This is a genomic window from Gemella haemolysans ATCC 10379 (assembly GCF_000173915.1).
Taxonomy (GTDB): Bacteria; Bacillota; Bacilli; order Staphylococcales; family Gemellaceae; genus Gemella; species Gemella haemolysans.
Genome location: NZ_ACDZ02000014.1, coordinates 477,598 through 502,074, shown reverse-complemented (window position 1 = coordinate 502,074; position 24,477 = coordinate 477,598). Strand labels below are relative to the sequence as shown.

Below are 24,477 nucleotides of genomic sequence, written 5' to 3'. Positions count from 1 at the left end.
ATATCTCCCCTGTGCTTTTATATTCACTAATTAGTTACTGTTGTTATTTCTATTGTTACTAGTAGAACTATTTTTTGTTGTATTATTTCTAGTAGTTTTATCATCATTCGATCTAGAATTCACACTCGAATCATCGCTTGATTCTTCACGAAAAGAGTTTCTCTCTTTTCCTTTAGAAATTACTATCTCTAAAGATTCATCACTTGGTACTATATTTGATCCAGTTTTAATACTTTGTGAGATAACAGTTCCAACTTCTTTGTCAGAGTATTCTTCTCTATAAGTAACATTCCTAAATCCGTATGATGCAATCGTACTTTCTACAGTTGTACTGTTTTCTCCAACTAGATTAGGCATACTAACCTTCTTTTTACCTGTAGAAACCTGTATTATTAATTCTTTTTCTTCAGGTATTATTTCCATACCTGCTCTAATGTTTTGAGATACAACTTTTCCAGATTCATAAGAATTACTTTCTACTTTTTCTACTGTTATATTTTTAAAACCTAATTTAGAAGCATTTTTCTTAACAGTTTCTTCATCCATACCTACAAAATATGGCATATCTACTGTATTTTTACCTGAAGAGACTCTTAAATCAACTTTAGAACCTTTTTTAATCTTTTTACCAGCTTTTGGATCACTGTCAATTACTATATTTTCTTTTACATCATCGCTAGCCACTTCAGTAATATCTCCAACCTCAAGTCCTGCTTTAACAATAGTAACTTTAGCTTCTTCTAAAGTTTTATTTCGAACATCAGGAGCAGAAACACTATTAGAACCAATAACGTAATTATAAATGAAAAATGTACCTACTACAATAGTAACAATAGCTAGTAATGCAAGAAAAATATGCTTTGCTTTAGATGTTTCTTCCTTTTCATCACGATTACTTACATTATTATAATTATTTTTTTGATTATTGACTTGATGGTAACGTCTATTATTTTGTCTATTATCTTCTTCATAATCATAATAATCATCTTCATTGTTATAATCATTATACCCGTATTGATTGACATTACTATTATTATCAAGATACTGAGTTTGATTATAATTTTTTGCTGGTTCAGCAGGTATTTTAAAACCTGTGTATTTATTTTCATATAAACGCTCTGGATTAAGAACCGTACTTAAATCCTCGAATAACTCTTTAGAGCTAATATATCTTTCATTAGGATTCTTCATAGTTGCTTGTAAAACTATATTTTTTACACTTTGAGGAACATTTTCTCTGTATTTATCTATATCCGGAAGCTCTTCCTGTAGATGTTTTAACGCAATTGCTACTGCTGATTCACCTTTGAATGGAATTTGTCCAGTAATCATTTCAAAAATTAAAATTCCTAATGAATAAATATCACTCTGAGCTGTTGCAACATTACCACGTGCTTGTTCAGGAGATAAATAGTAAACTGTTCCTAACATTTGGTTTGTTTGAGTAAGAGTAGTATCGCCATATGCTCTTGCAATTCCAAAATCAGTTATTTTACAAGTAAGATTTTCATTCATAAGAATATTTTGAGGTTTTATATCTCTATGTATAATCCCATTTTGATGTGCATGACTAAGTCCTGCAGCAATTTGTTTAGCAATATGAACTATTGTTTCAATCGGAATACGTGGATTTTTAATCATATAATCTTTTAAGGTCATACCTTCAACATATTCCAAAATAAGATAATAAAATTCTCCCTCATTTTCTACGTCATATATAGAAACAATATTAGGATGAGATAAGCTCGTTACAGCTTTAGCTTCTCTATTAAATCTTTTAACAGCATCTTCATCATTTGCATCTATTTTAAATGTTTTTATAGCTACTTGTCTATCTAAAATCGTATCATATCCAAGCCAAACTGTAGCCATTCCTCCAGTTCCTAAGTGATCCAGAATCTTATATCTATTGCATATAATTTTATTAATCATGGTTTTCCCCCCCTAGATTTTTTATTATAGCTACTGATATATTGTCTACTCCCCCACGTTCAACACATTTATCAATTAGTTTATTAACAGCAATTGATAATTCATCATTTCTTACTATATTTTGGATTTCTTCTTTTTCTATCATATTAGTTAATCCATCAGAACATAATAGAAAATAATCATAATTATTTAGATCATCAATAAAAGTGTGTAAATTAATATTATCTCTAGTAGCCAACGCTTGTGTTAACACATGTTTTTCTGGATGACTTTTAGCTTCTTCTTCAGTAATTGCTCCTGCTGAAATTAATGCTCCAACAAATGAATCTTCAACTGTAACAACAGTCATTACATTATCTTTTGTAAGAGCATATGCACTGCTATCCCCAATATTATATACAACAACTTGATTGTCAAAGATAGCAACAGTAACTATTGTTGTCCCCATCTTTTTTTGATTATCTTTAGACTTAGTATATAATTCTGTATTTAGTTTTTCAATTCTATCATATAACCAATTTTTCATATTGTTAAAATTAGCAAATGTTAAATCTTGCCATTCTTTTTCTAATGTTGATACTATATAGTTACTAGAATACGCTGCATTACTGTGACTACCAACACCATCACAAACAATGCCAATTACAGCACCTTGTTTATTTTTTGATACACTAACGGCATCATCATTTTTTTCTTTTCTCCCCTTATTACTATTATACGAATATACTAGTGGCATCTGGAATTCCTCCTTTTACCTCTTCCTTACGTTCTTTAGCACGAAGTTGACCACAAGCAGCATCAATATCGTCACCTTGTGTTCTTCTAATTGTTACATTAACTTTATTTTTCTTAAGAACTTTTTCAAAAGCGAAAATATCACTCTTACTAGTTCTAACATAGTTACGTTCAGGTACATAGTTAATCGGAATTAAGTTAACGTGGCAGTTTAAGCCTTTTATAATTTCCGATAATTTCTCTGCATGTTCTTTTTGGTCATTTACTTTACCCATTAAACCATATTCGAATGTAATACGACGATTCGTAGTTTCTTGGTAATATTTCAATGCTTCCATAAGCTTATCAATATTATAGGCTCTGTTTACAGGCATGATTTTACTACGTAATTCATTAGTAGGTGCGTGTAATGATACCGCAAAATTAATTTGAACTTTTTCATTCGCAAAATCATAAATTTTCGGCACAATACCAGAAGTTGAAACAGTAATATGACGAGCACCAATATTAAAACTCTCATCGCTATTTACAATTCTAATGAAGTCCATCATTTCATCGTAGTTTTCAAACGGTTCACCAATACCCATAATTACAATACTTGAAATACGTTCACCTTTTTTATCTAATTCTTGTTGAACTTTTAGTACTTGTGATACTATTTCTCCCGCTTCTAAGTTTCGTTTTAAACCACCAAGTGTAGAAGCACAGAACGTACATCCAATTCGACAACCTACTTGTGTTGTTACACATAATGAGTTTCCGTATTTATTTTTCATAAGAACACTCTCAATAGTATACTTATCTTGTAGCTCAAATAGGAATTTCATTGTTCCATCAGCAGATTCTTGCTTAATAATTGTTTTTAGAGTTGTTATCTCGAATTCTTCAGCAAGTTTTTCTTGCAGAGACTTAGGTACATTTTTCATTTCTGAAAAATCTGTAATTCTCTTTTTATATAACCAATCAAAGATTTGTTTCGCTCTAAATTTTTTCTCACCGATACTTACAATATATTCTTCTAATTGATCAAGTCTTATAGAATATATAGACATTTTATCGAAATCTTTTAACCATCTAGACTTTTTATAGCCTTTAAAATCTGAAATTAACATTTTTCCTCCATTTTTTTTAGTTTTGCGATAAAAAATCCATCGCAACTATATTCATCAGGTAGTATTTCTAATACACCATTTTCTCTCGTTTTTACAATACTATTTTTTAGAGAAATACTCTCTAAACTAAAATCTTTGTTCTCTTTTAAAAACTTCTCTATATTTTTTATATTTTCTCTCTTATCAATCGTACAAGTTGAATACATTAAAATTCCTTCTTGTTTTACATAGTGTTTGCTATTGTCTAAAACATCATATTGAAGTTTAGCAATATCTTCAACATACGAATTTGTGATTTTATATTTAATTTCAGGTTTATTTTTTATAACCCCTATTCCTGAACATGGCACATCACAGATTACTATGTCAAACTTATTATTAAATGAAGTATTGTTTAGAGTAGCATCTTGTTCTTTAACCTCAATATTGGTAATTCCAAGCTTCTCTTTATTATCTTCAATTAATTTTAGCTTATGTATATATTTATCACATGAAATTAAACTAGAATTAAAATACTTACTAGCTATATGCAAACTTTTACCACCCGGAGCAGCACAAGTATCTAATATTTTATATTTTTTATCTATTGGCAAGCCTATTGACGATGCAACTAGAGCACTAGCCTCATCTTGGACAATATAGTATCCTTTTGTAAATAAACTACTATCTAAGTTTAATTTATTTAAAACTAGGCTGTCTTCACAGATTTCACTCTCACTAACAGCAGACCCTAATTTTTCTATTAAATCTTTTTTAGTAATTTTTAATGGATTATATCTAATACTATTTTTGCTCTTTTCATTAAAAGATATAACTATTTTCTGAGCTTTTTCAACTCCATATTGTATTTTAAGTATATTATATAATTCACTAGGGCAACTATTTTCTATACAGAACTTTTCAGTAGCATTTTTATATTTAAGATCTAAATTGCTAGCATTTCGCTCAATATTTCTTAAAATACCATTTACAAATTTTCCTGTGATATTTCCTGCAATTTTTTTACCTAATTTTACAGCTTCATCAATAACTGCAAAATTTGGTGTCTTATCCATATAAAGCAATTGATAAATACTCATTAATAAAATAACTTTAACTTTAGGTTTTACTCTACCTTTAGAATAAGATTTGAGAATGTGTTCTAAATACAATTTATTTTTTATTGAACCATATACTACTTCACTAATAAATCTCTTATCTTGTTCTTCAACCTTATACTGATTAAAATATTTATTTAAAGTAATATTACTATAGCCATCTTCTTGGATAATTGTATATAAAACCTCGTAAGCAATATGTCGAGCATTAATATTACTCATTTTCTTCACCTAATACAGTACCCACATAGTCTTTTTTATTTGATAAGAAATTAACTACTGGCATACGTTTTTTACCTGAAACTTGAAGTTCATTGACTTTTAACACTGTATTTTTACCACATAGAATATAGATACTTTTCTTATCTTGTTTAATAATAGTTCCAACTTTGTCAAAATTAGATTCAAAGTCTTGTTTAACTTCTTCAGTTGACCAAATTTTTAGCACATTACCTTCTAAATAAGTAAATGCTCCAGGAGTTGGATCTAATGCACGAACTTTGTTAAATACATCTCTAGCTGATGTATTCCAGTCAATCTTCTCATCTTCTCTTAAGATATTGCGAGCAAATGTTGCTTCTTCGTCATCTTGTTTTTCTGGGCTAATATCTCCACTAAATATTTTTGGAAGAGTTTCATTTAATAGATCACGCCCTGCGATTGACAGTTTATCATGTAGAGTTTCGTAGTTATCACTATCTAGAATATCAACCTCTACTTTTGAAATCATATCTCCAGCATCCAGTTTTTTAACCATATACATAATTGTTATCCCAGTTTTCCCGTGATCTTCAAGAATTGAATACTGGATAGGTGCTCCACCACGTAATTTTGGTAGTAATGAGCCATGAACATTAATACATTTATGCTCTGGAATCTCTAATATTTTTTCTGGTACTAGTTGACCATATGCTGCGGTAATAATAATATCCGGATTCAACTCTTTTAATGTATTATAAGTCTCTTCATCTGTTGATATTTTTTCGGGTTGTAGTACTTTAATATTTTTCTCTAAAGCTACAACTTTTATTGGAGGTGGTGTTAGTACTTTCTTTCTACCAACTTTTTTATCAGGCTGAGTAATAACTAAATCCACACCGTAATTTTCTATTAACATTTCTAATACAGGAACAGCAAACTTTGGAGTTCCCATAAATACTATTTTTTTATCGTTCATTTATTTCTCCTAAAAAAGAATTTAATCTAATTAATTATACCATATTTTCGTATATTCTTCTATTGTTGTACGGTATTTCATTCTTTAATTAATAATGATTATTATCAGATTCTAGATTTAATAGAAATCTCTTATTTTCAAGACCGGCAGCATAACCTGTTAAACTTCCGTCTACCCCTATTACTCTATGACATGGGATAAAAATTAATAATGGATTATGCCCAACTGCTCCACCAACTGCTTGAGCCGACATGGTTTCTAAACCTTTAGCCTTAGCAATTTTTTCTGCTATATGTTTATATGTAACTAGCTCTCCATAGGATATATCTTTAAGTACTTCCCATACTTTTTTTCTAAATTCAGTCCCAATATAATTTAAGGGGATCTCATCTATACTTGGATTTTCACCATTAAAATATTTTTCTAACCAGTCTTTAGATTTTGCCAATATACTTAATTCTTCATTCAAATAATAGTTATCAATATTATTAGGAAAATACTTCTGTCCTTCTAGATAACATCCGATAAGACTTTCACCATCTGAAATTAAATATAAAAGCCCTATTTTGCTTTTATAAGTACAATAATACATTTAAAGCTCCTTTCTATTTCTACTAATATACTAATATTATAACAAAAAAAGAGAGCATGACCTAAAAAGTCCGCTCTCTATTATTAATTATCTTCCTTATAAATCTTAAATAGTAAAAATATTACTCCTACACAAATAAAACAGTCTGCTAAATTAAATATAGGAAAATCATAACCGAATATTCTAAAATCAAGAAAATCAACTACCTCATGTCTAGTTAATCTGTCAATAAAATTACCAATTGCTCCACCATATATTAAGGCAAAAGTACCCTTATCAAAGCTAGATAAAGTATTTTTTTGCTTAAATAAATAGTATGTTAAAATAGCAATAAAGATAACCGTAACAACTAAGAAAAATAAACGACTATCTTGTAAAATTCCCCATGCAGCTCCTCTATTCCTATGAGATGAAATACTGAAGAAATTTACTATAACTTCCTTGCTTTCTCCTAATGAGAAATGATTTACTATAAAATTTTTACTAAGTTGATCTAGTAATATTAGAAAACACGCTAATATAAATATAATTAACATATTCCGTCTCCTCTTATTTCAATACTAATAATTTTTCTAATTCTGGATCAATAGTTCGCTCACCTCTTGCTGGAAGTTTATAACGCCCTAAATGAATTAGTTGATGATGTATTTTCCCCCAACTTTCCATAGGGAAAACACTCATAAGATTCTTTTCTACTTGAAGCGGACTATCAGTTAATTCTGCTAATCCAAACATTTTTGCTACACGTTCAACATGTGTATCAACAGCAATAGCAGGGATATTAAATCCAACTGAAAGAACTACATTAGCAGTTTTTCTTCCTACTCCAGGTAGTTTTTCTAACTCTTCTCTAGTCTGTGGAATTTTATAATCATAAACATCCCTTAACATATTTGCCATACCTACTATATTTTTCGATTTTGCTTTATATAGCCCTAGTGTTCGAATATACTTTTCTATATCCTCTACCTTTGCATCAGCATAATCATCAATTGTCTTATAATTTTCAAATAATCCTACTGTTGCTCTATTTACGTATTCATCTTTACATTGTGCCGATAAGAGAACAGCAATAACCAACTCTAAGTTATTAGAAAAATCAAGTTCACACTCTACATCAGGAAATACTTTATCTAAGTACTCCATAACTTTTTTTGCTTTATTCTTTTTTTGTCTATTTGTTAAACCAGTCATAACCTAAACTACTTCCACTTTCTGATTGCAAATCATTATTCACTTTATTGTTTAATATACCATTAACATAACTAATATTTTTAGATAAAGTTAATGCTTCATCGATTTGATGTTTTGTATATTGTTTTTCAAACCAAGAAGTAACTATATCAATCTCTTTAGAAGTTAATATCCTTCCAGTAACTCTCTCAACCAATTTCAATAAGTCACGTAATGTGTAATAATCATCCTTATTGTTAAATATTATGAAATTAATTTTACTTTCTGGTGATATAACTATGCTTCCTTTATTAATTAAATTATCAAGCATAGAAAAAATTTCATTTTCTGATCTGTTTGATTCATTCTTAAATAAATCTATTGAAAATGGTATTTTCCCTTGATTTGTCAAATAACTTATCTGAAGAAGAAACATAGCTTCCTCTCCAGATAAGTTATGAGTTTTATAATTCATTAAAAAATCAGCATCAACTAAAAGACCTTTTATATTGATATTGATCATTTCAAACTCCTATGGTGTTAATCTGTTTAATAAACGTGGGAATGGAGCAGTTTCACGAACGTGTCCGTTACCTGTAATCCAAGCTACAGTACGCTCTAATCCTAATCCAAATCCAGCATGTTCTACAGAACCATATTTACGTAAATCTAAGTACCAACCATAGGCTTCAAGATTTAAATCATGTTTCTTAATATTTTCTAATAATTTATCGTAATCATCAATACGTTGTGAACCACCGATGATTTCTCCGTATCCTTCTGGAGCGATTAAGTCTGCACAAAGCACTACACCAGGCTCATTAGGATCTTCAATCATATAGAATGGTTTAATATCTAATGGCCAGTGAGTAATAAATACTGGTTTATTATAGCTGTTAGCGATAAATGTTTCGTGAGGTGATCCAAAGTCATCACCATATTCAATATCGTCAAATCCATTATCTTTTAATAATTGGATAGCATCTTTATATTTAATACGTGGGAATTCTCCTCTAGCATTTTCTAGAGCTTCTAAATCACGACCAAGAACTTTAAGTTGTTCTTGACATTTTTCTAATACATCTGTCAGTAAGTGATTAACATAAGCTTCTTGTAATGCTAAACTTTCATCATGATTACAAAATGCCATCTCAGCTTCAATCATCCAGAACTCGATTAAGTGACGACGTGTTTTAGATTTTTCAGCTCTAAAAGTAGGACCGAATGAAAATACTTTTCCAAATGCCATAGCTGTTGCTTCTAAGTATAGTTGTCCAGATTGAGAAAGATATGCTTCCTCATCAAAGTATTTAGTATTAAATAATTCTGTAGTTCCTTCTGGAGCAGAAGAAGTTAAGATTGGTGGATCTGTTTTTAAGAATCCTTCTTTTTCAAAGAAATCATATGTAGATTTAATAACTTGGTTTCTAATAGTTAATATAGCATGTTGTTTCTTAGAACGAATCCATATATGACGGTTATCCGCTAAGAACTCTACTCCATGCTCTTTTGGCGTAATTGGATAATCAATTGCTTCCGAGATTACTTCAAAGTCTTCAATCTCTAATTCAATACCAGAAAGTTCTCTTTCATTTTCTTTAATTAATCCTGTTACTTTTAATGAAGTTTCTTGTGGCAAGTGACGTAATTGTTGGTATCTTTCTTCACCTAAAGATTCTTTTAATGCGATAGCTTGGATAAATCCAGCTCCATATCTAAGTTGGAAAAATGCAATTTTACCACTACTTCTCTTGTTAGCAATCCATGCACCAAGAGTTACTTTTTGACCTAGTTGTTCTTTTAAATTATTAATATTCAACTTGAAGTCCCTCCTAATTTTAATTAATATTATGTTCAAAATTTAAATTATCATAGTTATATAAAAACTATTTATATTATATCATAAAATTACTATTTTTTTAATTATGACTTTTAATTTTTAGAATTTAATGTTCTAAATCACGAAATACAATTATACAATCAAAAATATCTTTTAGGAAATACCTGTATTCAAGTATATCCTTTGTTGCGTAACATCTACAAGCTAGACGATTATTATTTTTTACTTCACTATATAACTCATTAAAATTATCTTTAATTGAAAAATTAAAGAATTTTATATAACTCTTTTTTTCACGTTTATTAAAGTATAAATCTTTATATTTATTACTTTCAAAAATATATAATATAGTTTCAGTACTTTTAGTTGTTAGTAACTCCTCGTCTCCATTACTATATATATATTTTACTTTAGATTTTAAATTCAAGTACTTATGTTTTTTAGAATGGATTATATTAATTAATGATTTAACCTTCTTATCATTTACTACTGTAAGTTTTAAACTATTCTCTTGGTCAAGTACCAGAAATTTATAGGTATTTTTAGAATTCGTTAATACATTTCTTAATTTCTTCATGAATTTATATGATATTGGTAATTCGTCCTTATATTGTTTCATGTCAACTAATATTGCATCAACGTCTTGTAATATAAAACTTAAACTATCATTATATAAAAACAAACTCTCTGAAATATACATTTCATGAAGAAATTTCACCAAACCGTCAATATTGTTTCTTAAAATTTTAAAGTCTTTATTTTTTAAATTCCTAGATACAGCTACATTTAATTCCGTAATGGAATTTTTATAAAAATAATCTTTTGTGTTGATTGAATCTAATTCTCGACCGAGTATTTTTTTATGTTCAAAAACAAAAGTATAATTTTTAAAAGTATCATTTTCTATTAAATACTCAATAGAATTATAGTTTGTTACAATATTTTTACATAGTTGAGCAGCTTTATTCTTTTCATCAAAATAATATGCTTTCGAGCTAATAGCTAGACCTTTTTTTATACTATCTATGTACATTTTCTCAAGATATAACAGGTTTAATTCAGAAAAATCACCCGTTTTTGTCTCTAATATCCATACATACAACTTGATTAACAATTTATCCAAATTCAAATCTTCTTTTTTGGGGAAAAGAGAAAAAACATTTAGTGGAATATAAGAACTTTTCTTCTTCAAAATTACAAAATCTGTTATTTTAAATTTACTAACATAGTCGTCCTCATCAATTGATGAAAAAAGTATAAACTTATCATTATCACAAGTTTTTCTATTATCATATACTACTTTTCTAAAATCAACACCTTGATAATTTATAAATTCATCAGAATTAAATTCTACAGATTTAGCTCTATTTCTACAAAATCTAGCAAATTTATACATACTCAAATCAATTTTCTCTAGAAGATTTTCTATTTTTTTATAATTATCTGTATTTATCTTAGATATTTTTCTAGCAATCTCTTTTAATAGTTTGACAGTAACCTTCACATCTATTGCAGCGTTGTGATATTGATCACCTGTATAAAGGCCAAGAGAATTTGATAAATCAGATAGTCTATAACTTGTTTGTGAAGGTAAAAATAATCTAGATAATTCTACAGTATCCAATGATAATTTAGCTTTATACAGTATTCCTACATCATGAAATCTCTTCTTCAATATTACATAATCAGACGGCAAGCCATGACATACAAGTATATCTCCTTTAATATAATTATATAATTCATGAGCTACATCTTCAAAAAAAGGTTTATCGTGTAACATTTCATTACTAATTCCTGTTAGCTCAGTAACAAATGTAGAGACTTGTTTTTTCGGTTGAATATAATAATTAATCGACAAAATTTCTCTGAAATTTTCATCAAGTTTTGTTGCTGAAAATTGAATAATTTCTTTATCGTCTGTTAATTCTATATCGACTACACAAAATAATTTATTCATAAATTCTCTCACCTCTCTTTCAAATCATCTATATATTATCTCTTAAATTCGATAAAAAATCTAGTATATCTATTTTATTATTATTTAACCTGTGAAGTAAAATATCTTTTTCTATGATAGAAATTACAGTTTTAATCCATGGTCCTGGTTTTTTTTCAATATAATTTATAATTTCTTCAGATGTAATATCTATATCATCAAAAGAATTAATAGTTAAAATACATTTATCAATATTTTTTTCTTCATCATAACCAAAATAGTCACATACAAATTTAACATCTTCACGATTATACTTATATAAAATTAATTCTATTGGAGTAGTATTTTTAAATTCTTGATTTATTAAATCAAACTGCTTTATTAATTTTATTTCCTTATTTGATAATTTCAAAAATTTTAATTTTTCAAACAGAATATCGTTAATATCCGATAAAATATACAAACTCTGACAGAATGAATAACTTGATAAATCTTGAACCGTATTAACCTCTTTAAAGAATGGAATATACAAATTAAGCTTACTATCTAATAATAATTCTAAACTCCTTAAATTACCTTTACCAGCTAAAAGTTTTTTAAATTCATTTACAATACGCTCGATAGATACAAATTTTATAAGTTCTGCATTTTTCTTAATAGCATTTAATGTATTATTCTCAATTTCAAAACCTAACTTAGATGAAAAACGAAACGCTCTTAACATCCTTAAGGCATCCTCATAAAATCTCTCATTAGGATTATTTACGGTACGAATAATTTTAGAACTTAAATCGCTGTCTCCGTTATGATAGTCGAATAACTTCCCATTATAATCTAACGCCATAGCATTAATTGTAAAATCACGTCTATCAAGATCTTCTCGTAAATTACTTACAAACTCTACCTTTTCAGGAGAACGATGGTTTGCGTAGTCCTCTTCAGTTCTAAATGTAGTGACTTCATAACTATCACCATTAACTAAGATTGTTACTGTTCCATGCTGAATTCCTGTATCAATACTCTTACGAAACACCTTCTTTACTTGGTCAGGAAGGGCGTTTGTCGTTATATCAATATCAGAAAAATCTTCACCTAACAAATAATCTCTTACACAACCACCAACAAAATATGCCTCATAGCCATTTTGATTAAATATCTTTAAGATATCAATAGCTCCTTTAAACTTATTATTGAAGTTATTTCTTACCATAGTGTCCTTTCAAATTATTAAAGGGCTGGAGAGAAACCCCAGCCCTTGTGATCTTATTTATTATTTAGATAAGTTATAAGTATCTCTAGCAATCATAACTTCTTCATCAGTAGGAATTACAAAAGCTTTAACTTTAGAATCTGCTGTTGAGATTTCTGCAACTTTACCACGTACATTGTTTTTCTCTTTATCAATTTGTACACCTAGGAAAGTTAATCCTTCTAATACTTCTTCACGAACCCAAGTAGCATTCTCACCAACACCAGCAGTGAAGACAATTGCATCTACTCCATTCATAGCTGCTGCATATGCTCCAACGTACTCTTTAATTCTGTTGATGTATACATCAATAGCTTCAGCTGCGTGAGGGTTTGTATCTCTTACATCTTCAACGTCACGTAAGTCAGAAGATAGTGCAGATACACCTTTTAATCCTGATTCGAAGTTGAAAATACGTACGATTTCTTCAAGAGATAATCCAGTTTTTTGAGCAATGTAAGGGATAGTAGCTGGATCGATATCACCAGTTCTTGTACCCATCACTAAACCTGATAGTGGCGTGAATCCCATAGAAGTATCGTATGATTTACCATTTTTGATTGCGCAAATTGAAGCTCCGTTACCGATGTGACAAGAAATTGTTTTTAGTTCTTTAGGGTCTTTTCCTAAAATTTCAGCAACTTTTTCTCCAATGTATCTGTGGCTTGTTCCGTGTGCACCATATTTACGAACTCCATATTTTTCATAAAATTCTCTTGGTACAGCATACATGTATGTCGACTTAGGCATACTTTGGTGGAATGCTGTATCAAATGTTAATACGTTTGGAACTCCTGGTAATTCTTTTTGGAATGAACGAACACCTTTAATATTCGCTGGGTTGTGTAAAGGTGCTAAATCTTCGATTGAATCAACTTTAGCTAATTCTTCATCAGTTACTAAAACTGAAGAATCATAGAATTCTCCACCATGAACAACACGGTGACCAACTCCTTCAATTTCTTTAACATCTTGTACAATACCTAATTTTGTTAATTTTTCAAGTAGCATTTCAATAGCCACGTCGTGGTTAGGAATATCTAATGTTTCTTTATTTTTTTTCACCGTTGAATTCGATAGTGAATACACTGTTTTCAATACCGATTCTCTCAACTAGTCCTTTTGTAATAACTTTTTCTTCAGGCATTTCAAATAATTGAAATTTTAAAGATGAACTTCCTGAGTTAATAGCTAAAATCTTTGTCATAAGTATAAATCTCCTCTTAATCTATTTGCATTATATGTATTATTATCTCATTAAATATAATTAATTACAAGAGGTATTTTAATTTTTTTATAAATAAATTTACAAAAAAACCGATAACTAGAATACGCTATCTATATTTTAGTTATCAGTTTTCTCTATTTATATTATTTTTCTTTTAATGCAAAAATATTTTACTTCAATAATTATTATGAAGTAAATGTACTACTTACTACATTCCAACCACCATTTTCATAATGTTCCAATTGACCACTTGAATTAACTCTATATTTACCTACTGTAGTTCCATTTTTTTTCAAGTTAACATATGCTAAATGATCGCTAGCTAACCATACATCATATGAAAAATCAGAATTTGCTGAACCTCTAGAGTAATCTCTAATATACATTGCTCTAGCCCAATCCCCAACTTGAGAATCAGTAAGTTCTTTAGTATTTACAGAACTATTCTCTCTTAGAACAATACTTGTAGATGATGATCTATCTTTAGAACTATCTTTTGTTTTTTCATTTAAACCTCTGACTGTATAAGAACGTTTAAACTCACCTTTTAATGACAGTTTTTTTGCTTCAGCCGAAGTTTTACTCAAACTTATCGTAACCTCCACTTTTTCGCCATTTTTTAAGTTATTAGACTTACTATAAGTAATTGTTGGCTCTTGTAGAAATTTAGTAACTGTAGAATCTTCAGTATCTACTGTCGGTGTTTTCTTAATATCTGCAGAAGCTGTACCATCTCCATCAGTTCCATAAGGTTTGAAATCTATCTCATATTGATTTAAATCAACTACTGATTTTTTGTCTAGTACATATTTAGTATATCCAAAGTATGCAGTAATCGAAATTAAACCTATTACTAAAAAGCTAATTAAAAAAATTAGACCAGTTTTCTTTTTAGGCTTATCATATTCTACATAATTAAAATTCGGAGAAAAGTTTTCTTGATTATACTGACTATTGTTATTATACCCATTATAATCATTGTTTTCTAAATTATTATAATTTGTATTCTGGCTTGAATAACTATCATTATAATTATTTGAATTATGTACATACTGATTAGCATAATCTACATTATCATATTGACCAGTATAATCCATATCTTGATATTGCTGATTTTGATAGTTATTGTTTCCATATTCATAATTTTGGTTATTATATCTTTGATTATTATTTTTTCCCATAAACTATCTCCTATATTTTTTTATTACAATTATTTTTTAAAAAGAACTGTTTAACTCATAATAATATTAACATAAGTTCGCCTATTTTTCTATAAGAAACAATAGTTGCAGTAGTATTAAATAAAGTATTCTCCTAAGGAAAAGATTGTATAATATATTTTAGATAATCTCTAAATACATAATAATAAAATAAAGTTTAATTATTCCTATTTAATAATCAGTCTTATATAAATTTCTTATTAGTATAAAATACATATTTTATATGCTTTTAATACTCTCCTTCCACTGCACTTTGACAGTAATCGTATATAGTTTATTTATTAGCTGTTTATTCTAACTATCCTATTTCAATAATTTTTTAATGTAGTATTTATTACATTAATGTATTAGTTATAGTTGCTATTATTTTAAATAGATTTTTTAAATTTTAGTTTTAAAATTAATTTGCACTATTTATATAATTTTTTAACGAAACAGTATATTATTTACTTTATTTTCTTTATTTACATTATACCGTATTAGAAAATATTAGTACAACATATAATTATCATAATTTTTTTATAATTCCTCATAATATTATTATTATCCATATTTATTAATAATAGTCTATGTATCCAAATATATTAATGGTAATATATCATATGAAAATATTTATTAGTTTCTAATTCGAATTCTTTTATTATTATATTTTAAATTATATTTATTACTAAGAAAAAAACTCTGTAAACCTAAATAAAGATTTACAGAGTCAAATTTTATTATATTTTTATCCTATTGATCCTTCCATTTCAAATGAAATTAATCTGTTTAATTCAACAGCGTATTCCATAGGAAGTTCTTTGGTGAATGGTTCGATGAATCCCATAACTATCATTTCAGTAGCTTGTCCTTCATCAAGACCTCTACTCATTAAGTAGAATAGTTGTTCTTCTGACACTTTAGATACTTTTGCTTCGTGCTCTAAAGATACATTAGAGTTTTTAACGATGTTGTAAGGAATAGTATCAGATGTTGAGTATTCATCTAAGATTAGAGTATCACATTCAATGTTTGAACGAGACCCTTCAGAGTTTTTACCAAAGTGAATCCATCCGCGGTAGTTAACTTTTCCACCACGACGAGACATTGACTTAGAAACAACAGTAGATGATGTTCTAGGTGCTAAGTGAATCATCTTAGATCCTGCATCAAGCACTTGTCCTTCACTAGCCATAGCTATAGATAGCGTACTTCCGCTTGCTCCTTCTCCAACTAAAATACACGCTGGGTATTTCATAGTTAATTTAGAACCTAAGTTACCATCTACCCATTCCATAGTACCATTTTTCTCAACAATTGCACGTTTTGTAACAAGGTTATAAACGTTTGTTGACCAGTTTTGAATAGTTGTATATCTGAAACGAGCATTTTCTTTAATAAAGATTTCAACTACAGCTGCATGTAATGAACTTGCTGAGTATGTTGGAGCTGTACATCCTTCTACATAGTGTAGAGAAGAGTTTTTCTCAATAATAATTAACGTACGTTCAAATTGTCCCATTTTTTCACTGTTAATTCTGAAATACGCTTGAAGAGGTGCTTCTACTGATACATTTTCCGGACAGTAGATGAACGATCCACCTGACCATACTGCAGAGTTTAAAGCCGCAAATTTATTATCATTGAAATCAACAGCTTTTGAGAAATATTCTTTAAAGATTTCTTCATGATTTTTTAATGCTGTATCAGTGTCTTCAAAGATAATTCCTTTTTCTTCGAATTGTTTATGCATATTGTGATAAACTACCTCTGATTCATATTGTGCAGATACACCTGCAAGGTATTTTTGTTCCGCTTCTGGAATACCAAGTTTTTCAAAAGTATTTTTAATTTCTTGTGGAACTTCGTCCCACGAACGTTCTGTTTTTTCTGATGGTTTTACATAGTATGTTAAGTCCTCAAAATCTATTTCAGATAAGTCTCCACCCCATGTAGGCATTGGCATTCTGTAGAACTCTTTTAATGCATTTAGACGGTATTCTAACATCCATTGTGGTTCTTCTTTTCTTTCAGAAATTGTTTTAACGATTTCTTTTGTTAATCCTTTATCAGTCTTGAATATAGATACATCTTTATCTGAAAATCCATACTGATAATCGGTAAACATTTCTTCATTTTTATTCAATGCAATCACTCCTTCTTTTATTTATTTTCTTCTAAAATTTTTTCTGTAATTTTCCATGCTAACGTAGCGCATTTAACCCTAGCTGGAAGTTGAGAAATATTTTGTAATGAAATGCTATCTTCTAAGTTTTCTTCATTAAATTCATTTCCCATAATCATATTTAAAAAGTCTTTAATCTTGTCATTAGCTTTTTCTACTGATAAACCTTTTAATTCCTCAGTTAACATAGAAGCTGAAGCTAGTGAAATTGAACAACCTGTTCCTACGAACTTAATATCTTCAATAATGTCATCTACTAATTTCATACTAACTGTTATTTTATCACCACAAGATGGATTCAACATCTCCAACTTATAACTGCTCTCTATTTCCCCATTATTTCTAGGATGCTTACTATGATCTAAGATTACTTGTTTATATAAACTTTTTAAATCACTAAAACTCATTTTCAAAAAACTCCTTCGTTTCTTTTAATGTTTGAATAAAGAAATCTATCTCTTCTTTTGTATTATATAAATATAGACTCGCTCTAGCTACTGAGAATGTTCCTAGCTTTCCTAACAATGGTTGAGTACATTGATGCCCTGCTCTTATGCAAATACCTTTTTCATCTAAGAAACTCGTTAAATCATGAGGATGTACTCCTACCAAGTTAAAAGTAATTAGTGAAACTCTCTCATCAATATTCTTTGTTCCATAAATCTCTATGTTATCAATCTTAGAAAGTTCAGAATACATATATTTAGTAAGTTCTTTAGTGTACTTTTCAATATTTTCTAATCCTATGCTATCTAAATACTTAATAGCCGCACCTAATCCTGCTGCTTGCGCAAGTAGTGGTGTTCCAGCTTCAAATTTATCAGGAAGAATTGCCCAGGTTGCTGAATTATCTTCAACGATACCGATCATTCCGCCACCGAATTCAACTGGATCAAATTTTTCTAATAGCTGTTTTTTACCATATAAAACTCCAATACCTGTAGGTCCGCACATCTTATGCGCACTAAAGGCCAAAAAGTCACAGTTCATTTTTTGAACATCAATCTTTAAATGAGGAACGGATTGCGCCGCATCTACTACAAAATAAATATCCTTATCTTTTAATAAATCACCAATTTCATAAACAGGATTTATATTACCTAGTACATTAGAAGCATGACACATTGATACAATTTTAGTTTTGTCTGTAATAAATTCTTTTAACTGTTCAATACTAATTCTTCCTTGTTCATCTAATTCTAAATATTTAAGAACAAGATTTTTTCGTTTAGCCAGTTGCTGCCAAGGGATAATATTGGCATGATGTTCCATGTAGGTAAGAATAATTTCATCACCTTCAGTTACATCTTGTTCTAAAATTCTTGCTGCGAAATTTAAACTTTCCGTAGTTCCACTAGTATAGATTACTTCTTCATAACTACTTGCATTTATAAATTCTTTAACTAACTCTTTAGACTCTTCGTATATTTTCTCTGATTCATTACCTAAGGTATAAACAGATCTATGAATATTCGAATTATAATTTTTATAGTAATCTGTAATAGCATCAATCACTTGATTTGGTTTTTGAGTAGTAGCTCCATTATCAAAAAATATCAAATCATTCCCTGATATCTTTCTATTTAATATAGGAAAGTCTTCTCTATATTTACTAAAATCTATCATTATTACTCACTCTCGTTATTATTAATTTTTTCATCAATAAGCACTGTTACAAGTTCTTTAATTTTATCTACTGTTAACTCTGAGATTACTGGAGATAAGAATCCATGAACTAATAATCTACTAGATTCTTTTCTAGTTAATCCTCTACTTTGTAAGTAGTATAGTTGCTCTTCATCAATACGACCTAGCGATGCTCCGTGACCAGCCATAACATCATTCTCATCGATTAATAGCATTGGGTTAGCATCTGCTTTAGCTTCTGATGAAAGTGTCAGCATTCTTGAACTTTGGTAAGCATTAGAACCTGTCGCACCTTTTACGATAAATCCTACACCGTTAAATACGATATGTGATCTATCTAATAGTACACCGTGTTGTAAGATATCACCTTTACTACTTAATCCTTGGTTAACTACTTCACTATTGAAGTAAGTTTTTTGTTCTTTAACTCCTAGAGTTACAATCTTAAGATTTGCTTCAGAACCATCTCCTAGAATGTTCGTTGTATTATCGTGATATACATCTGCTTCATCCATTGCAGCAACATTCCAGTTAATTAATGAATCTCTATAAGTTAAACCACGACGTAAAATAGTTCCACGTTTTTCACCTGGTTGGTTCGTTATTGAACTATAGTTAATTTGAGCTCCTTCGTGTGCAACTACTTCAGAAACTAAACTGAATGGAGCCTTATCTTCTTTTTGATTATTTACGTAGTTTTCAATAAAGTTGAATTTAGCATTATTTCCAACCTGAATAGTTACATGGTTGAATAAACTTTGTTCTTTATCAGAAATCACGATATATTGAAGCGGTTCTTCAATTACTGCATTATCTTTAACATCAATAAATAATCCAGCATTTAATAGTGTATAGTGAACAGCTGTTACTTTACTTTCTGCATAGTCAACTACACTCATAAAACTATCTTTAATATGATCATCATTCATTGCAGTGAAAATATCTTTAATGATAACTTTATCAGCATATTTTTCTGGAATATTAATATGAACAATAGTATTGTTCTTTTGAACTACAGCAAAATCATCGCTATTAATACCATATTCAACTATATCTACATTCCCATCATTTTCTAATCTTAGAGTTGAAAAATCAACATTAAATAACCTCCATCTTTCTAACTCCATAGACTCTAATTTTGGAAAAGGTAATGTATAACTCTTATATAAAGCTAATTTTCTAGTATTTAAAAACCATGTAGGTTCATTTGTATTAGAAAAGATGCTTTGTAAAGTTTTAATACTTAGTTTTAATTTATTATTCTCCATATTAAACCTCTTCTTTTAACCAGTCATAACCTTCTTTTTCTAAACGAAGTGCTAGCTCAGGCCCACCTGATTTTACGATTTTTCCATCCATAAGTACGTGTACAAAATCTGGCTCAATATAATCTAATAATCTTTGGTAGTGAGTGATGATTAAGCAACCAAAGTTTTCTCCACGCATCTTATTAACACCTTTTGATACAATTTTTAGTGCATCAATATCTAATCCAGAGTCGATTTCATCTAGAATAGCAAATTTTGGTTCTAACATCATCATTTGTAATATTTCGTTACGTTTCTTTTCTCCTCCAGAGAAACCATCATTTACATAACGTTGAGACATTTTTAGATCCATTTCTAAAAATTCCATAGTCTTATCTAATTTTTTAATATATTGCATTAAAGGAATACTATCTTCACGTTGTGCATTAATTGCAGATTTAATAAATTCTGAAGTTGGTACTCCTGGTACTTCAGATGGATATTGCATTGCTAGGAATAGTCCAGCACGAGCTCTTTCGTCAACTTCCATTTCTAATACTTCTTCACCATCTAATAAAATACTTCCACCATCTACTTCATATTTAGGGTGACCCATAATAGCTGATGCTAAAGTAGATTTACCTGCACCATTTGGTCCCATTACGGCATGTATCTCACCAGATTTAATTTCTAAATTTAGTCCTTTTAATATTTGTTTTTCATTAATTGATACTTCTAGATTTTTTATATCAAGAACTGACATTTTATTTCCTCCATCTCATATATTTGTTGCGATCAAATCATATAAACTATTAATTATCGCAAATTACATAAGTATTATTATAAAGGTTTTCACATGTTTTATCAAATTATAGGTTCGAACATCTCTAGATAAACACTTCTATTTATAAAAAAAAATAAATCCTCAAATTTCATTTGAAATTCGAGGATATATCTATATAATTTATTTTGAAAATTCCCACATAGCTACTATTTCAGTTTTTAATTCGTCATAAGACCATTTTTTTAACGTTCTTGTGTAACTATTTGGATCATTAATTATAAATTTACCTTCATCATCTACTCCTGTTATCAAAATAATATGTCCAACAGTTGTAAACTTACCTGGGTGAACAGAAGCGATAATAGGATTCCCTTTACTTAAAACAGATTTCATTGCCTCTTGATTAAGAGGTACACCAGTTGATTTAACTCCATATTCTTTAGCAATATAATCGAAGAAACTCCATTTTGTACCTGCATCTGTAAAATGTCCACTGGCATCTTCTTTCTCAGCAATATTTTTTGGAGTAATTGATTTATCATCTAATATTCCACTTAGCGCCATTGCTACACAAGTTGGTCCACAACCACCTATAGCAACGTTTGTTCCACCTAATTTATCATAAGCCCAACGTTTATCCCATTGGATATAGTAAGGAAATTTCCTGTTAATTTCAACTGTTTCTCCTTGTTCAAACGGCGTTGCTTCTTGACCAGCAAGATAACCAAGTACATATTGAGTAGCATCCTTATTATTAACTAGTAATTTTTGTTCTGCTTCTGGAAGATTCTCTCTTTGTAAGTAAATTAATTGCCCTATAAGGCTACCATTAGCATTTTGAAGTAAATTATTTTCTACTCCATTTGGATTGGTAATAAATGGATAAGGTTGTGTTACTCCCTTAATACCATCTCTTGCATTAGCTACATTTTCTGTTTTTAACACATTTGTACTGTTACTTTCATCTTTTGAATTTTTATTAAACCAAGCAATCTTATTATTTTGAATAACATAAAGTACAACTGTACACAGGATAATGAACACTATTGTCATTATTTCAATTCTTTTTCTTTTCATTATTTCACCTCACTATTTACTTTTTATCACTAAAATTATTCCAACTGATATAACTATAATATATCCGATTAAACTTTGCAAGTCTGGCAACTCGCTAAAAAATATAAATCCTAAAATTCCCGAAAACAATACTTGTGAATAATCAAACACTGATATATTTTTTGCCGCTGCATATTTATACGCAAATGTCACTCCATATTGACCAATTGTCGCGGAAGCACCGGCTAATATTAGCATCGATAGTTGATACATAGTCATTACTCTATAATCAAAAATAAGATAAGGTAAGAGTAATATTGTTGATAATGAAGAAAAGAAGAATATTATAAATTCACCCGAAACATTATGAGTACCTAAATACCTTACACAAGTATATGCAATACCCGAACAAAATGCCCCAAGTAATGCTGCTAGAGCTCCTGTACTTATTAATCCATCACCCGTTGGCTTTATAATAAATCCAACTCCGATAAATGCTATAACAATTGCTATAAATTGGAATTTTGTCATTCGTTCTTTAAAAAAGATATACGATAAGATAATTATTACAAATGGTGAAAGTTTTTGTATGATAGTAGAATCAGCAAGACTAATATGAGAAATTGCATAAAAGTTAAATACCAATCCTATCGTACCAAAAATACTTCTTGAGATTAGAACACTCCAAGAAACTTTATTACTTGGTAGATTTATATTTTTCCAGTGCTTTATTAAAGGAATTGACGAAATTCCAACTGCTATAATATTTCTAAAAAATCCTTTCTGCATGGAAGGTAAATCGCCTGCTAGCTTTATAAATAACGCCATCAATGAGAAACCGAAACCTGACAATATTATACAAAATATTCCCATTAGTATATTATTCTTCTTATCCATTATTAAACTCCAATATATTAAATATTTGAACAATTGTATTTTCAAGATTCTCTTTAGAAACTTTCTTATCCATTGCTGTATTTAATGATATAAATCTTCTTTGAATCGAAAACGAAGCATCAATTAATTTTTTATCATCTTCATTTAATTCAGATAATTCATCATCTAGAATATTTCCAGCTAAAAATATAACTTTTTTATGAAACTTCTTAGCTACTCTAGCAATTTCAATTGGAGCTTTCCCCATAAAACTCTGTTTGTCTAGTTTTCCTTCTCCAGTAATAACAATATCCATATCTTGTATAATTTTTTCTAATCCTAAATAGTTAATCATAAATTGTGACCCTGATTGAATCGTCGCATTACTAAACGACATAAAAGCAAAACCTAATCCTCCAGCTGCACCACTACCCTCATTGAAAATATTGTTTTTCTGCACTACAGTATTTACAATATCCGCAAAGTTTTCAATATACTTATCTGCTTCTTGAAATTTACTCTCAGATAATCCTTTTTGTTTAGAATAAACATATGTAGCTCCATTTTTTCCTATAAGGGGATTATTCACATCACTTATTATAGTAAACTTGGCATTTTTAAATTTATCATTAATAAATCTTAAATCAATTTTGTTAATTTTCATTAAATCATTCATACCATGTTTACAAGGATTACCATTTTTATCAGTAAACTGTATGCCTAGTTCACTTAACATACCAATTCCACAATCATTAGTTGCACTACCACCTAATCCAATTAGAAAATGATTAATTCCTTTTTTAAGTAAAAACGAAATTAATCTACCTAAACCAACAGTAGAGGTTTTATACGGATCTCTCTGAATATCTTTAAGATGCTTAAGACCTATCACTTCCGCAATCTCAATAACTGCTTCTTTTCTTTTAGTATCTAACAGATAGTTTACTTCGCATTCTTGACGTGCTGCATTAATAGTTTTAAATTTCATTTTCTCAAATCCTTTAAATAATGCTAAAAAACCATCTCCACCATCTGCAATAGGTTGAATAAGTGTAGTAATGTTATCATAATTACTATTTAATTTATCAGAAATAATCTCTCCAATTTCTAGTGATGATAATGATCCTTTAAACTCATTTACTGCTACTAATACTTTCATAAAGTTACAACTCCACTTACAAAATTCTTATAATCATTTAGTTAATTTTATCATTAAATCAATATTTATAAAAGTTATAAACTTGAAAATTAAAATAAAAACATTTTCATTGATAAAATTTACACAAATACTTTAAATTTATTAATTTTTTTAGTATAATAATTATGTAAAGTATTTTACTTTATGTTTAGGGTTAATATTAGGACTCAATTTTTGATTATATCAAAAAATACAGTATTAATTTGTCAACTGT

21 protein-coding genes and 1 pseudogene are annotated in these 24,477 nt (G+C 29.0%); all 22 read right to left on the bottom strand.

The genetic code is table 11. The features are described 5' to 3' along the window. Window positions 1-30: 30 nt before the first annotated feature. The 22 genes and pseudogenes from pknB to GEMHA0001_RS07850 all read right to left on the bottom strand — a co-directional run bounded on the left by pknB (window position 31) and on the right by GEMHA0001_RS07850 (window position 24,224). Window positions 31-1,932 (bottom strand): Stk1 family PASTA domain-containing Ser/Thr kinase, encoded by a 1,902-nt coding sequence (pknB, locus tag GEMHA0001_RS07955; protein WP_003145132.1) that lies wholly within the window; start codon window positions 1,930-1,932, stop codon window positions 31-33. Further along, complete coding sequence (locus GEMHA0001_RS07950; RefSeq protein WP_003144996.1) at window positions 1,925-2,668, bottom strand: protein phosphatase 2C domain-containing protein; 744 nt, start codon at window positions 2,666-2,668, stop codon at window positions 1,925-1,927. The genes pknB and GEMHA0001_RS07950 overlap by 8 nt, the downstream gene beginning before the upstream one ends. Next, window positions 2,646-3,779, bottom strand: a complete 1,134-nt coding sequence (rlmN, locus tag GEMHA0001_RS07945; protein WP_003145512.1) for a dual-specificity RNA methyltransferase RlmN — start codon at window positions 3,777-3,779, stop codon at window positions 2,646-2,648. The genes GEMHA0001_RS07950 and rlmN overlap by 23 nt, the downstream gene beginning before the upstream one ends. Beyond that, the gene (rsmB, locus tag GEMHA0001_RS07940) at window positions 3,773-5,098 is read right to left on the bottom strand and encodes a 16S rRNA (cytosine(967)-C(5))-methyltransferase RsmB (RefSeq protein ID WP_003145408.1); all 1,326 of its coding nucleotides are present in this window, start codon (window positions 5,096-5,098) and stop codon (window positions 3,773-3,775) included. The genes rlmN and rsmB overlap by 7 nt, the downstream gene beginning before the upstream one ends. Continuing rightward, the gene (fmt, locus tag GEMHA0001_RS07935; RefSeq protein WP_003144903.1) at window positions 5,091-6,053 is read right to left on the bottom strand and encodes a methionyl-tRNA formyltransferase; all 963 of its coding nucleotides are present in this window, start codon (window positions 6,051-6,053) and stop codon (window positions 5,091-5,093) included. Before fmt ends, rsmB begins: the two co-directional genes overlap by 8 nt. Window positions 6,054-6,141: 88 nt before the next feature. Beyond that, window positions 6,142-6,645 (bottom strand): methylated-DNA--[protein]-cysteine S-methyltransferase, encoded by a 504-nt coding sequence (locus GEMHA0001_RS07930; RefSeq protein ID WP_003145687.1) that lies wholly within the window; start codon window positions 6,643-6,645, stop codon window positions 6,142-6,144. An 83-nt stretch (window positions 6,646-6,728) separates the two neighbouring features. Further along, window positions 6,729-7,181 carry a signal peptidase II gene (gene lspA / locus GEMHA0001_RS07925; RefSeq protein WP_003144936.1) on the bottom strand — a complete coding sequence of 151 codons (453 nt, stop codon included), beginning with the start codon at window positions 7,179-7,181 and terminating at the stop codon, window positions 6,729-6,731. 13 nt (window positions 7,182-7,194) lie between these two features. After that, complete coding sequence (gene nth / locus GEMHA0001_RS07920) at window positions 7,195-7,839, bottom strand: endonuclease III (RefSeq protein ID WP_003145271.1); 645 nt, start codon at window positions 7,837-7,839, stop codon at window positions 7,195-7,197. Then, window positions 7,820-8,341 carry a DnaD domain protein gene (locus GEMHA0001_RS07915; protein WP_003145360.1) on the bottom strand — a complete coding sequence of 174 codons (522 nt, stop codon included), beginning with the start codon at window positions 8,339-8,341 and terminating at the stop codon, window positions 7,820-7,822. The genes nth and GEMHA0001_RS07915 overlap by 20 nt, the downstream gene beginning before the upstream one ends. Window positions 8,342-8,350: 9 nt before the next feature. Next, window positions 8,351-9,637: an asparagine--tRNA ligase gene (gene asnS / locus GEMHA0001_RS07910; protein ID WP_003145450.1), complete on the bottom strand. Its 1,287-nt coding sequence runs from the start codon at window positions 9,635-9,637 to the stop codon at window positions 8,351-8,353. A gap of 127 nt (window positions 9,638-9,764) precedes the next feature. Next, window positions 9,765-11,615, bottom strand: a complete 1,851-nt coding sequence (locus GEMHA0001_RS07905) for an exonuclease domain-containing protein (protein WP_003145440.1) — start codon at window positions 11,613-11,615, stop codon at window positions 9,765-9,767. Between the two features lie 28 nt (window positions 11,616-11,643). Continuing rightward, window positions 11,644-12,804, bottom strand: a complete 1,161-nt coding sequence (locus GEMHA0001_RS07900) for a CCA tRNA nucleotidyltransferase (RefSeq protein WP_003145113.1) — start codon at window positions 12,802-12,804, stop codon at window positions 11,644-11,646. A 60-nt stretch (window positions 12,805-12,864) separates the two neighbouring features. Further along, a pseudogene (locus tag GEMHA0001_RS07895) lies at window positions 12,865-13,990 on the bottom strand (acetate/propionate family kinase). A gap of 266 nt (window positions 13,991-14,256) precedes the next feature. Continuing rightward, complete coding sequence (locus tag GEMHA0001_RS07890) at window positions 14,257-15,252, bottom strand: hypothetical protein (protein WP_003145023.1); 996 nt, start codon at window positions 15,250-15,252, stop codon at window positions 14,257-14,259. A gap of 766 nt (window positions 15,253-16,018) precedes the next feature. Continuing rightward, window positions 16,019-17,398: a Fe-S cluster assembly protein SufB gene (sufB, locus tag GEMHA0001_RS07885; protein ID WP_040464531.1), complete on the bottom strand. Its 1,380-nt coding sequence runs from the start codon at window positions 17,396-17,398 to the stop codon at window positions 16,019-16,021. Window positions 17,399-17,433: 35 nt separating this feature from the next. Beyond that, complete coding sequence (gene sufU / locus GEMHA0001_RS07880; RefSeq protein ID WP_003145033.1) at window positions 17,434-17,862, bottom strand: Fe-S cluster assembly sulfur transfer protein SufU; 429 nt, start codon at window positions 17,860-17,862, stop codon at window positions 17,434-17,436. Beyond that, a complete protein-coding gene (locus GEMHA0001_RS07875; protein ID WP_040464530.1) occupies window positions 17,852-19,078 on the bottom strand; it encodes an aminotransferase class V-fold PLP-dependent enzyme in 1,227 nt (408 codons plus the stop codon). Before GEMHA0001_RS07875 ends, sufU begins: the two co-directional genes overlap by 11 nt. Before the next feature lie 5 nt (window positions 19,079-19,083). Then, the gene (sufD, locus tag GEMHA0001_RS07870; protein WP_003145216.1) at window positions 19,084-20,370 is read right to left on the bottom strand and encodes a Fe-S cluster assembly protein SufD; all 1,287 of its coding nucleotides are present in this window, start codon (window positions 20,368-20,370) and stop codon (window positions 19,084-19,086) included. A gap of 1 nt (window position 20,371) precedes the next feature. Then, a complete protein-coding gene (gene sufC / locus GEMHA0001_RS07865) occupies window positions 20,372-21,112 on the bottom strand; it encodes a Fe-S cluster assembly ATPase SufC (protein ID WP_003145337.1) in 741 nt (246 codons plus the stop codon). 201 nt (window positions 21,113-21,313) lie between these two features. Next, window positions 21,314-22,210: a C39 family peptidase gene (locus GEMHA0001_RS07860; protein WP_003145724.1), complete on the bottom strand. Its 897-nt coding sequence runs from the start codon at window positions 22,208-22,210 to the stop codon at window positions 21,314-21,316. 12 nt (window positions 22,211-22,222) lie between these two features. Continuing rightward, window positions 22,223-23,086, bottom strand: a complete 864-nt coding sequence (locus tag GEMHA0001_RS07855) for a DMT family transporter (RefSeq protein ID WP_003145554.1) — start codon at window positions 23,084-23,086, stop codon at window positions 22,223-22,225. Further along, a complete protein-coding gene (locus tag GEMHA0001_RS07850) occupies window positions 23,079-24,224 on the bottom strand; it encodes a glycerate kinase (RefSeq protein ID WP_003145011.1) in 1,146 nt (381 codons plus the stop codon). The genes GEMHA0001_RS07855 and GEMHA0001_RS07850 overlap by 8 nt, the downstream gene beginning before the upstream one ends. Window positions 24,225-24,477 lie beyond the last annotated feature (253 nt).